We start from the raw sequence: 12,956 nt of genomic DNA on the forward strand, positions 1-12,956 counted from the left end.
TAAGGTTGCTTTTTATTTATTAACTATCTTTGCATTGTTATAATGATTTCTAATCCCTAACGTTATAATATAAAAAAACTGATTAAATGGCACAACAAACCGTAAAATTCTCTCGAACGGATTCTGCAAAGTTCTTCAGAACACTTAACAAACGCGTTAATAGTTACTTCAAAGACAATAATATTAAAAAAACAGGAAACTGGAAACTATACACAAAGGCTATAATAATGTTTACATTATTACTTGGACCATTAGTAGTATTATTAACGGTTGACAACATACCCGTATGGCTTCAAATTATATCGATGATGATTATTGGTGTTGGCATGGCAGGTGTAGGCATGAACGTTATGCACGATGCCAACCATGGTTCCTTTTCTAGTAAAGAATGGGTCAACAAATTGATGGGAAGCAGCATTCATATATTAGCTGGTAACGATTATAATTGGAAAGTACAACACAATGTACTGCACCATACCTATACCAATATTCAAGGCCATGATGAAGACATTGATGCCGGACGAATTATTCGTTTCTCTAAGCACTCTAAATGGTTAAAGATTCATAAGTACCAAAAATATTATGCCTTCTTATTATATGGTTTATTAACTGTGAATTGGGCAATTACAACAGATTTTAAGCAAACGTACCAATACCTTAAAAGAAAATTATCTTATGGTGAATTTCCAAATCCTGCGACACAATGGACGAAGTTAATTATTGGTAAGATTTTATACTATTCTATTTGGGTTGTTTTACCATTGGTTCTAGGTTATGCTTGGTGGCAAGTTTTAATCGGATTTTTAATTATGCATTATACAGCTGGTATGATTCTAAGTGTTGTTTTTCAATTAGCACACGTTATGCCAAATACAGATATGCCTATACCAGACGAAAATGGTAACATGAAGAATACTTGGGCAATTCACCAATTATTTACAACATCTAATTTTTCACCTAAAAGTTGGATTGTAGAGTTTTACACTGGAGGTTTAAACAGACAAGTTGAACATCATTTGTTTTCAAACATTAGTCATGTTCACTATAAAAATATAGCAGATATCGTAAGAGAAACGGCACATGAATTTAGTTTACCTTACAACGAATACAATTCTATTTGGAAAGCTATTTCCGAGCATTATCAACAACTAAAAGAATTAGGTAGAAAGCCGAGTATGGCATAATATAAGTTCCAGTTTTAAAACAACCAACCACAATGAATCAACTATCGGATAGAATTAATAATCTAGCCACCTCAGCTACACTTGCTATGGCAGCAAAAGCTAGAGAACTTAGAGCAGAAGGAAAAGACATTATTGGATTAAGTTTGGGAGAACCAGACTTTAATACACCTGATTTTATTAAAGATGCTGCGATTGAAGCTATAAATCAAAACTATAATAGCTATTCTCCTGTAGATGGTTATGTAGAATTGAAAGAAGCCATTATAACAAAATTTAAACGCGATAATAACCTCAACTATACGTTACCACAAGTTGTAGTTTCTACTGGAGCAAAACAGTCATTAGCTAATATTGCTGCTGTTATGCTTAATCCTGGAGATGAAGTTATTTTACCTTGTCCGTATTGGGTAAGTTATAGTGATATTGTAAAGTTGAGCGATGGAGTTCCTGTAGAAGTTCAAACCTCAATTGAGAATGATTTTAAAATGACGGCCGAACAATTAGAAGCTGCCATTACACCAAAAACTAAAATGATTTGGTACAGTTCTCCTTGTAACCCAAGTGGATCAGTTTACAGTAAAGCTGAATTAAGAGCTTTGGCTGACGTCCTTAAAAAGTATCCAAATATTTATATCGTTTCAGACGAAATATATGAACATATTAATTTTAAAGGAGGTCATTTTAGTATGGCTGAATTTGATGATATGTACGACAGAACTATAACTGTGAATGGAGTGTCTAAAGCATTTGCCATGACAGGTTGGAGAATTGGTTACATCGGAGCACCAGATTGGATCGCTAGAGCATGTAACAAGATGCAGGGTCAAATTACGAGTGGGGCCAATTGTATTGCACAGCGTGCAGTGATTACGGCTTTAGAAGCAGATCCATCAAGTATTAAGTATATGGTTGATGAGTTTAAAGAAAGACGTTCACTTATATTGAATTTATTGAGCGAAATCGACGGTTTTAAAACCAATGAGCCAGAAGGAGCATTTTATGTATTCCCTAATATTTCTTCATACTTTGGAAAGACCATTAAAGGAAAAACAATAAATAACGCCTCTGATTTTTCTCTGTTTTTACTTGAGGAAGCTTTAGTTGCCACTGTTACAGGTGAAGCTTTTGGAAATAAGGATTGTATTCGAATTTCTTATGCAGCATCACAAAAAGATATAACGGAAGCCATAAGACGTATTAAAACTGCGTTGAGTTAAACATATAGCAAACTATTTTAATAAAAAAGTTGTAACATTAAATGTTACAACTTTTTTTATGCATTTTTTTTTAACTAAAACGTTTTATAAAATAAAAACGTAAAGAAAAAAGGTTCGATAATCTTTAAACACAAGCCACAAGAGCAACACTCGCAAATACCGATACTTTTAATACCATGGAAGTTGCATGACTAGTATTGCACATTTTGGGTGATTTAGCACGTTGTTTAATACCAAACAAGGATTTTTTACTTGCCCTTTTGAAATTAGATTTCACAGTGCGTTTATAATCGGAATTTAATAAACCTTTAGTTGTAAAATGTGAACGCTTCGCGTGTACTGTTTTATCTTCCATATCATTTGTCTTTCTTGATTTCATATATAAAACTGTTTAAGTAATGAAACTATTGTTAATGTTGAAAATACGAAATTATTTATCAAATACTTAAAAAATCGACCAATTATTACCATTTTAAAGCAAAATCAACTCAAAAAGTGAACTAATTACATTTTTTCACAATACTCAATACGTATAAAAACTTAAGATACCTTTTTAAGATTAGGACATCACCACCCAAAGCAAACCTCCTAATATTAATAGAGACACTCCGATTACTTTTAACCAAAGTATTTGATTTTCCTTTTTTAATTTATGTCTGATCATTTTTAATTGTTGGGGTGTTGCTTTTGGTAAATCGTATTCAACTTTCCTTCTTTTATTATAACCACCAAGCACATTCTTAAACCTATCTCGCTGTGGAAGCTGACTTCGATTATAATTAATGACATTCATTGCGTTAGAAGGCATAATTCTTTAGGTCTTAAATTTAAAAATGAGATATAGTGATTCACATCAACACATAGTAAATATGTGATATAGGTTGTAAAAAGACACGAAACTGTGTCAGTTAAAAGGATCAATGTCTACGTTTAAAATAAAGCGATGAGAAAGGTGGCAAATACAGCTAATTTTAAGATAACAGCTGTATGATTTACCGTATTGAATTGAATAGACTTTGAGCGTTGCCTAATTCCAAATACAGATTTTGAAGCTAACGTTTTAAAGTTTTGTTTCACTATGGATTTGTAATTTGAATTTAACAATCCTTGAGTTGTAAAATGAGATACCGCAATGGGTTCTGGTACAAATTCTAATGCGGTGTTTAATGCAAATTCCATGATTGATGATTTTAATTGATTATACAAATAAGACGTACAATCCATATAAATGTTACAGCTTGTGTTTCAACTATAGCAGGAATTTGAGCTTTACAAACTCACAAAGTATTAGTGAAAATATAGGCTAGCTATGTTTTGAAAAAATCTTCAAAAAAGTTGAAAATTTATCTATTCCTCCAGAAAAAAGGAGTCAATAATATCAATACTGTAAACAATTCCAATCGTCCAATAAGCATTAAAAAAGAAGCCCACCATTTTCCTAAAGGTGGCAACGCAGCATAATTATTAACAGGTCCAAAATCACCCAAAGCAGGTCCAACGTTTCCTAAACTAGATGCTGACAATCCGATCGCAGATGTAAAATCCATATCAAACATAGAAAATACTAAGGCTCCAACAATAAAGGACAACATGTAAAGAATAAAGAATCCAAGCACGTTAAATACAATATCTTTAGATACCGATTTACCATTATAACGCACAGGAATAATAGCATTAGGATGTAAAGCACGCTTAAATTCTAAAAAACTGTTTTTAATTAAAATCAATTGACGCATTACTTTTACTCCACCAGAAGTACTTCCGGCAGAACCACCTAAAAACATCATTCCAAAAAAGAACACCGTTAAAAAGGGAGTCCACATGGTATAATCCGCACTTATAAAACCTGTTGTTGTTATTACAGACAACACCTGAAACAACGCATGTCTTAACGCACTTTCCGCTTCACCTAAAACCATGGGGTGAATTATGGTGGATTGAGACACATCTGCTTTAAAATAGATTAAGACGGCCGCTATTAGCGTAAAAATTACAATAAATTTAAAATAGAGTCTAAATTCTTCATCTTTTAAAATTTTAGACACTTTTCCTTTAAATAAATAATAACTCAGCACAAAATTAGTACCCGCCAAAAACATAAAGAATATAATAATGTACTGTATTAAAGGATTATCATTCCAATAGGCAACACTTGCATTTTTAGTAGAAAAACCTCCCGTAGATAATGTACTCAACGCATGGTTTATGGCATCGAAGAAGGACATACCAGCAAGTTGTAACAATACAGTTTCGGCAACTGTATATCCCACATAAATAAGCCATAAGCGCTTAGCTGTATCTGTTATTCTAGGGTGTAACTTATCTGCACTTGGTCCTGGAGCTTCAGCAGTAAACAATTGCATACCACCTACTCCTAATAGTGGTAATATCGCAATCGCTAAAACGATAATACCCATACCACCAATCCAATGCGTCATACTTCTCCAAAACAAAACGCCTTCAGGAATGATTTCAATATCATTTAAAATACTAGCACCAGTCGTCGTATAGCCAGACATGGTTTCAAAAAAAGCATCGGTAAAAGAAGGAATAGCTCCTGTGGCTATGTAAGGTAGTGTTCCTGTAAGTGACATCACAATCCAACCAAAAGCAACAATAATATAACCTTCGCGCTTGTTCATTTCCTTGCGATGTCCTTTTGTTCTATACATTGCCAAAACCCCAATTAAAAGAGTTACGAGACCCGATAAAAATAATTCTAAAGTTACACCGTCTTTGTAGATAAGGCTTATTAAAGTTGCCGTAAGCATAAAGCCTCCATTAAACAACAATAGCAATCCGAAGAAGTGAAAAATAATTTTATAATTGAGTTTTATACGAGACATATAGCAATTAAGAGAAAAAACGTTCTACTTCAGAAATAGACCGAGGTAAACAACAAACCACAACACGATCTCCAGGTTGAATTTTGAAACTTCCTAACGGTATTGAGCCTTTTCCATCTCTAATCACTCCACCAATAATAGCGGATTTTGGAAATTTCACATCTTTAATAACCTTATTCGTTATTTTAGATTTTGGCTTAACGACAAACTCTAAAAGTTCGGCATTCATGTTGGTTAACTTAGTCATGGCAACCACCTCACCTTTTCGTATGTATCTAAAGATATTATTAGCTGCTAATAATTTTTTATTGATTAATGTATCAATTCCAATCGACTGCGATAATTGATAATAATCCATATTCTCAACCAAGGCAATAGTTTTCTTTACACCTTTGGACTTCGCTAGTAGACAAGACATAATGTTAGTTTCTGAATTACCTGTTACCGCAATAAAAGCATCCATATCCGAGATATTTTCTTCATCCAAAATATCTACATTTCTACCATCACCGCAAATAACTAAAGCATTAGGAATATCTTCAGCTAATTCTTCAGCTTTACCTCTCCTACTTTCAACCAACTTAACATTAAACTTACTTGAGCACAAATCCTTAGCCGTTTGGAAACCAATTTGGCTTCCTCCTAGAACCATAACATTCTTAATCGCAACTTTAACCTTTCCTGATAATTTAAATAACTCATCATCACCTCCTTTAGACGTCACAAAAACAACTTTATCACCTTCTTTAAAAATGGTATCACCACGTGGAATAATAGTGTATTGTGTCCCTAAACGCTGAATTGCAATAGGAATAAAATTTAATTCCGGATAAATCTCCGCAGCTTCTTTCACCGTTTTATCTACAAAAGTTGCTGTTCTAGACAAACGTAAACCTAGCATGGTTAATGCTCCGTCTTCAAACTCATACGTATCATTAAAACCGTACTGATTTAGAAGCAATCCAATTTCTGAAGCCGCTAAAGATTCTGGTGAAATTAATTCATCAATTCCAAATTTAGAAAACCCAACAGTTTCCTTATTGTCAATAAACTCAGTATTAGAAATCCTAGCAATAGTTCGTTTTGCACCTAATTGCTTTGCTAAAACACAAGCGGTAATATTTGTAGTTTCCGAAGATGTTACAGCAATAAATAAAGCTGCTGTATCTATACGCGCATCTCTTAAAATTGCAATAGACGTAGCATCGCCTTTAATAGTTCTAATATCCAAGTGTTCAGCAGCATATCCTAAACTATCTTTTTTTGTATCAATTAAAGTAATTTCTTGTGATTCGTAGGATAAAAGTTTCGCCAGGTGAAATCCTACTTCACCTGCACCTGCGATTATTATTTTCATTATATTTCTTTGAAATAAGAGTACAAATATACTAAGAACTTCTTAGTAGGTACAACTTTAAACACTTTAGGTACTGATAAACTTATAAGTTTTAGCTCCCCTTGTAACTTCTTAGTATATTTGCCAAAAATTTTTATGTCTGAAAAAGTAAACCCATATAAGGACAGCGACCAGTCTAAAAAAGACCAGGTTACTAAAATGTTCGATACTATTTCTAATGAATATGATGGTTTAAACCGTGTAATTTCCTTTGGAATAGATGTAAAATGGAGAAATAAGGTTGTAGAAATGGTAGCCAAAACCAAACCTAAAAACATCTTAGATATTGCTACAGGAACAGGTGATTTAGCCATTAGTTTAACCTCTACAAACGCTAAAGAGATCATTGGTTTAGACATTAGCGATGGTATGTTAGAAGTTGGTCGTAAAAAAATTAGCTCTAAAAATTTAGACGGTATTATTTCTATGATTATTGGTGACTCTGAAGATTTACCATTTGAAGACAATACTTTTGATGCCATAACAGTAGCTTTTGGAGTTCGTAATTTTGAACACTTAGAAAAAGGTCTTGCAGAAATTTTAAGAGTATTAAAACCTAATGGTATTTTTGTTATTCTTGAAACTTCAGTTCCTACAAACCCTATTTACAAAGCGGGTTACAATGTTCATTGCAAACTAATTATGCCAACCATAGGAAAACTATTTTCAAAAGATAAAGTTGCTTACAATTATCTAAGCGAATCAGCTTCTGTTTTTCCTTACGGAGAGGCCTTAAACAATATTTTAAGAAAAATTGGGTTTATTAATGTGGAACACAAACCTCAAACGATGGGAGTGGCAACTATTTATTCAGCATCTAAAGTATAGTAATGAAGCGTTTATTTTTCTTTTAGTATTTATACTAGCATTTCAAAGCATGTCTGCTCAACTTTTCACAAAAGAAAAAGTAGCAAATGCTGTAGATAATATTGATCAAAAGTTTTTGACTTGGGGTTATTTTTAGGTTTCAACCAATACGACTTTAATTTCGACTATTATGAAAATTTAGAAGATGTCTTAGTGGATAAAACTTTTGGGTTTCACCTAGGACTTATTGGTGACATGCGTATCAATGAATACATGAATTTAAGACTTGAGCCCGGTGTATTTTTTACGACAAGAAATCTAAATTATAGCGAAAGTTATTTTCAGGGTACTGAATTTAATGACTCCGATTTACTGCGAGAAGTTAAATCCACATATGTACACATTCCTTTATTATTAAAAATATCTACAAAGCGTATTAACAATTTTAAACCCTTTATCATTGGAGGATTTTCTACGGCTTTAAACTTATCTAGTAATGAAGACAACCCTAACGATAACAGTTCTGGAGAGTTTAGAATGACTAAGAACACCTATTTCTATGAATTGGGTTTCGGAATTGATTTCTACCTACCCTACTTTAAATTTACACCGTCTATACGTGGCATATTTTCTCTAAATGACGAAATCATTCAAGATGTTGATCCTGATAGTCCATGGACAAGCAACATCTCACAAATGCAAACTAGAGGTGTTTTTATCAATTTTACTTTTCAATAGTCCGTCGTCTAAACTCACTTAAAAGTATTGCTGTTGCATTGGCTACATTTAAGCTTTCTGTTTCTTTAATGGTTCCAAATTGAGGAATAGTTACTTTTCTATTCACCTTTTCTTTAATGGCTTCTGAAATCCCATTAGCTTCATTTCCGAGAATTATAATGCCTTCATTTGGTAAGGTTGTTGTATAGATGTTTTCACCAGCTAAAAGCGTACCAAACACTTCTGTTTTACAAGATTCTAAATACCCCTCTAAATCTACATATTGCACATTTACACGCGTTAAAGACCCCATCGTTGCTTGTACTACTTTAGAGTTATAACAATCTACAGTGTTTAAACTACACACCAAATCCTTAATACCATACCAGTCGCAAAGCCTAATTATGGTTCCTAAATTACCAGGATCTCTTACGTCATCTAAAGCTACAATTAAACCATTGTCTTGAGATGGAATTTCATCAGGAATTTCAAAAATCGCTAAAGCTGTATTCGGGTTTTTAAGTGCTGATATTTTTTTAATTCAACTTCTGAAATTTCTGAAGTCAAATCAATTGAAGCATCAAAAATAGACTCCGTGGTATAGAGATGTTTCAAGTTATAGTCGGACTTTAGAAATTCTGAAACTCCCTTTATCCCTTCAACAATAAACAGACCGTTTTGTTGTCTGCCTTTTTTTTGACTTAAACTTTTAATTAACTTTATTTGATTCTTTGATAACATTAAAATGTCTTTACATTTGTTAGATGAAACGCTTAAAAAGACAAAGTAAACCTTTTTTGATTTAAAATCGTTTCGAAATTAAATTGACTATACTATTTCTAAAGGAGAAATGGTATTATTTTTGTTTCACTAACAATCAATTAAATAAGACACCTCTTTTAAGTTTGCAAAAGTTCACTTTAATACCAGTTACAACCTACAAGTCATTGTATCGCTATATGCTACTTTTGCTATGCATACTAATGGTGAGTTCTTGTAATGTTGTAAAACGTGTTAAGGCCGGAGATCATCTTATTACTAGTAACGAAATTCTAGAAGATAGTATTCATGTATCTGACGAACGTATTAACAATATAATTTCGCAAAAGGTAAACTCTGGTATGCGAAAGTTTTTAGGCTTTCCTTTAAAACTTCATGTGTATAATTTGGCTAGACCAAACATCGATTCTATTATAAATGCTAACGTTTTAAGTGATTCTACTAAAGTAAAACGAAGAATAGCTTTACTTTCTAAAAAGCAATTCGATAAACAAATAGAATCACGACGCGATTTTAATGCTTGGTTAAAGCGAACTGGTGAAGCTCCTGTTATTTATAATGAAGACCAAACCATAAAAACGTCTAAAAACTTAAGAAAATATTATTATAGCAAAGGTTGGTTTAATAACGAAGTGACTTACAATGTAGAAAAAGATAGTACTAAGTTGGCCAAAGTAATTTATAACGTTACAAAAAAGAAACCTTATATTTTAGACTCTTTAAAACCTTCAATAAGCAGTCCGGCAATAGATTCTATTTACAAAAAACTCATTAAAGCGACCTTACTAAAAAAAGGAGAGCAATATGATGAACAGAATTATGAAAACGAGCGAGAACGCATCAACACGTACTTAAGAAATGCTGGTTTTTACTATTTTGGGCAAGATTATGTCCGTTTTGAAATGGATACTATTGACACCAATCATAAAATAAACACCGATTTAATTATAGCTAACCGAACTATTAGAGGTGACGATTCTACAACAACGACACCGTTTAAAATTTATAAAATTAAAGAAGTCAACATTTTTACGGATGACAATTTTGAGAATCGATTTAGAGCGATTTCAGATACTACAGTTCACAAAGGTTTTACCCTTTACAGTAAAGACAAATTAAAATTTAGACCTAAGGCATTAACCGATGCTGTTTTCATAAATGCAGGTGACAATTATAGCGATTTAGCAAGAAGTAGAACATCGCGCTATCTCAACGATTTGCAAATGTTTAGATACCCAAATATTGATTTTATTGAAAACGAAAATGACACAACCCTTACGGCTAATATATTTTTAGAACCCAAAAAGAAATATGCCTTAAGTTTTGATCCTGAAATTAACACTAGTAATATCCAAACCATAGGATTCTCATTTGGTACAGGTTTAAAAATAAGAAATGTTTTTAGAGGTGCAGAATCCTTAGAAATATCAGGTATTGCTGCCATCGGCGCATCCAAAACTCGAAATGTTTTAGAAGATTCTTTCTTTGACATTAATGAATTTGGAGGAAATATTCGTTTAACTATTCCGAGATTATTCAGTCCATTTAATACAGATAAGATCATTCCAAAATACATGTCGCCAAATACCATCATTAACTTGTCTGCAACAAGTCAACAAAACATTGGATTAGACAAACAAGCGCTTTCTGGTATATTTAGTTATAATTGGTTTCCATCATCTACGGTGACTAACTCTGTAGACTTATTTAATATTAATTATGTAAAAAACTTAAACACCAGTAATTATTTTGGTGTCTATACCAATTCTTTTTCAAGTCTAAATAGCATTGCCCGAGACATTGGTTATATTGATAGTGACGCTAGCCTTTATGATGAAAGTTTAACAAATCAATATTCGCCTGCTGATATATTTATTAATGATGTTTTAAGTGGTAACACGAGTTTAACATCTAGTGATGATGATTATCTATCTGTAAATAATATTGAAGAACGAAAAGAACGACTTACGGAAAACAACCTTATATTTTCAACAAGTTTCGATTATAAAAAAGATAAGAGAAAAAATATTTTTGACAACGACTTCTCCGTTATTAAATGGAGAATTGAACTGGCCGGAAATCTATTATCTAGTATTTCAAGCGTCACAGGAAACACTAAAAACGACGCTGGTAATTACGAAGTATTTGGTGTCGCATTCTCGCAATACATTAAAACCGAGGTGGATTATGTAAAATATGTAGATTTGGGTAGTAAAAACGTATTAGCGTTTCGTAGCTATGCTGGTATAGCCATTCCGTATGGCAATTCTAACAGTATTCCTTTTGCTGAAAGTTTTTTCGCCGGAGGCCCAAATGACAACAGAGCTTGGACGGCTTATAACTTAGGGCCTGGAAGCTCCCAAACCACTAATGAATTTAATGAAGCTAACTTTAAAATTCACCTAAGTGCAGAACAACGATTTAGTTTACTTGGGTCTTTTCAGGGAGCTATTTTTATAGATGCTGGTAATATTTGGAATGTTTTAGATAACGTTACAGAAGATGCAGCCACCTTTACAAATTTTAATTCTCTAAAAGATATTGCAGTAGGTTCTGGTTTTGGAATCCGTTATGATTTCGATTTTTTTGTATTACGTTTTGACACCGGTTTTAAAACATACGACCCTTCACTAGATCAGAATAAACGATGGTTTAGAGATTACAATTTTAGAAATGCAGTTTACAATATAGGTATCAATTACCCTTTTTAAGAGGTCCTTTTATAATTGTTAGGTCATAAAATTTCAAAAAACTTCGAATATATTATTCGCTTAACACTACAACGTTTTCGACATTTTATAACTGTTTAGGCATCATAAATACTGAAATTTTACGTATTTTTGATAACATAAAATTTCAATTCAAAAAATTATGAGTCATAATATTAAACCTGGAGTTGCCACAGGAAAAGAAGTTCAGAATATTTTTAAACATGCTAAGGAAAAAGGCTATGCTTTACCAGCAGTAAATGTCATTGGCTCTAACACTATAAATGCTGTTTTAGAAACCGCAAAAGCATTAAACGCACCAGTTATTATTCAATTTTCGAATGGTGGAGCGCAATTTAACGCAGGTAAAAGCTTAAGTAATGAAGATCAAAAATCAGCGATAGCAGGTTCTATTGCAGGTGCAAAACATGTTCACCTTATGGCGGAAGCTTATGGTGTACCAGTAATTTTACACACAGATCATTGTGCAAAGAAATTATTACCTTGGATTGATGGTTTATTAGATGCAAGTGAACAACATTACAAGGAAACAGGAAAATCATTATATAGTTCTCATATGATTGATTTATCTGAAGAACCTTTAGAAGAAAATATAGCAATTTGTAAAACATACCTTGAGCGCATGAGCAAAATTGGTATGACTTTAGAAATTGAATTAGGTATTACAGGTGGTGAAGAAGATGGTGTTGATAACACAGATGTTGATGATTCTAAGTTATACACACAACCAGAAGAAGTAGCTTATGCTTTCGAAGAATTAAGCAAAGTAAGTGACCAATTTTCTATTGCAGCAGCTTTTGGGAATGTTCACGGTGTTTACAAACCTGGAAACGTAAAATTAACGCCAAAAATCTTAAAGAACTCTCAAGAATTCTTATCTAAAAAGCACAATTTACCTCACAATCATATTGATTTTGTATTCCACGGTGGATCTGGTTCTACTGTAGAAGAAATTAGAGAAGCAATTGGTTACGGAGTCATCAAAATGAACATTGATACTGATATGCAATATGCATTTTTAAGTGGCGTTAGAGATTACGTACAAGATAAAAAGGACTATTTACAAACTCAAATCGGAAACCCAGATGGAAGTGATGTACCTAACAAAAAGTACTACGATCCTCGTGTTTGGTTACGTAAAGGTGAAGATGCATTTGTAGAAAGACTTAAAAAAGCATTCGAAGATTTAAACAATGTAGACACATTATAAGTTTATTTTATTAAATATTTATCGACCCATTAGAACTTATAATCAGAGTTTTAATGGGTTTTTATTGGTT

General features: G+C 32.7%; 10 protein-coding genes and 2 pseudogenes. 6 read left to right on the plus strand and 6 right to left on the minus strand.

Going from position 1 to position 12,956, the window contains the following annotated elements; translation table 11 throughout:
- Positions 1-86 precede the first annotated feature (86 nt).
- A complete protein-coding gene (locus ADIWIN_RS00450) occupies positions 87-1,184 on the plus strand; it encodes a fatty acid desaturase family protein (protein ID WP_020895693.1) in 1,098 nt (365 codons plus the stop codon).
- A gap of 32 nt (positions 1,185-1,216) precedes the next feature.
- A complete protein-coding gene (locus ADIWIN_RS00455) occupies positions 1,217-2,401 on the plus strand; it encodes a pyridoxal phosphate-dependent aminotransferase (RefSeq protein ID WP_020895694.1) in 1,185 nt (394 codons plus the stop codon).
- Positions 2,402-2,525: 124 nt separating this feature from the next.
- Here the strand turns inward: ADIWIN_RS00455 and ADIWIN_RS00460 are convergent, their stop codons facing one another.
- From ADIWIN_RS00460 to trkA, 5 genes are all read right to left on the minus strand, one after another.
- Positions 2,526-2,780 (minus strand): hypothetical protein, encoded by a 255-nt coding sequence (locus ADIWIN_RS00460; RefSeq protein ID WP_020895695.1) that lies wholly within the window; start codon positions 2,778-2,780, stop codon positions 2,526-2,528.
- A 180-nt stretch (positions 2,781-2,960) separates the two neighbouring features.
- Positions 2,961-3,209, minus strand: coding sequence for a hypothetical protein (locus ADIWIN_RS00465; RefSeq protein WP_020895696.1), 249 nt, complete (start codon positions 3,207-3,209; stop codon positions 2,961-2,963).
- Positions 3,210-3,331: 122 nt separating this feature from the next.
- On the minus strand, positions 3,332-3,580 hold the full coding sequence (locus tag ADIWIN_RS00470; RefSeq protein ID WP_020895697.1) for a hypothetical protein: 249 nt from the start codon (positions 3,578-3,580) through the stop codon (positions 3,332-3,334).
- A 164-nt stretch (positions 3,581-3,744) separates the two neighbouring features.
- Entirely contained in the window at positions 3,745-5,247 is a 1,503-nt protein-coding gene (locus tag ADIWIN_RS00475) for a TrkH family potassium uptake protein (RefSeq protein ID WP_020895698.1), read from the minus strand.
- 7 nt (positions 5,248-5,254) lie between these two features.
- On the minus strand, positions 5,255-6,604 hold the full coding sequence (trkA, locus tag ADIWIN_RS00480) for a Trk system potassium transporter TrkA (protein ID WP_020895699.1): 1,350 nt from the start codon (positions 6,602-6,604) through the stop codon (positions 5,255-5,257).
- 135 nt (positions 6,605-6,739) lie between these two features.
- Here trkA and ubiE point away from each other — a divergent pair, with 135 nt between their 5' ends.
- Together ubiE and porT are read left to right on the plus strand one after the other, a co-directional pair.
- Positions 6,740-7,471, plus strand: a complete 732-nt coding sequence (gene ubiE / locus ADIWIN_RS00485; protein WP_020895700.1) for a bifunctional demethylmenaquinone methyltransferase/2-methoxy-6-polyprenyl-1,4-benzoquinol methylase UbiE — start codon at positions 6,740-6,742, stop codon at positions 7,469-7,471.
- 49 nt (positions 7,472-7,520) lie between these two features.
- Positions 7,521-8,188: pseudogene (porT, locus tag ADIWIN_RS00490) on the plus strand (type IX secretion/gliding motility protein PorT/SprT).
- Here porT and ADIWIN_RS00495 read toward each other — a convergent pair.
- A pseudogene (locus ADIWIN_RS00495) lies at positions 8,175-8,908 on the minus strand (TrmH family RNA methyltransferase). The pseudogenes porT and ADIWIN_RS00495 overlap by 14 nt on opposite strands.
- A gap of 164 nt (positions 8,909-9,072) precedes the next feature.
- Here ADIWIN_RS00495 and tamL point away from each other — a divergent pair.
- Positions 9,073-11,658 (plus strand): translocation and assembly module lipoprotein TamL, encoded by a 2,586-nt coding sequence (gene tamL / locus ADIWIN_RS00500; protein WP_235046948.1) that lies wholly within the window; start codon positions 9,073-9,075, stop codon positions 11,656-11,658.
- Between the two features lie 160 nt (positions 11,659-11,818).
- Complete coding sequence (gene fbaA / locus ADIWIN_RS00505) at positions 11,819-12,886, plus strand: class II fructose-bisphosphate aldolase (protein ID WP_020895705.1); 1,068 nt, start codon at positions 11,819-11,821, stop codon at positions 12,884-12,886.
- Positions 12,887-12,956: the final 70 nt, after the last annotated feature.

The sequence above is a fragment of the Winogradskyella psychrotolerans RS-3 genome (assembly GCF_000427335.1).
Taxonomy (GTDB): domain Bacteria; phylum Bacteroidota; class Bacteroidia; order Flavobacteriales; family Flavobacteriaceae; genus Winogradskyella; species Winogradskyella psychrotolerans.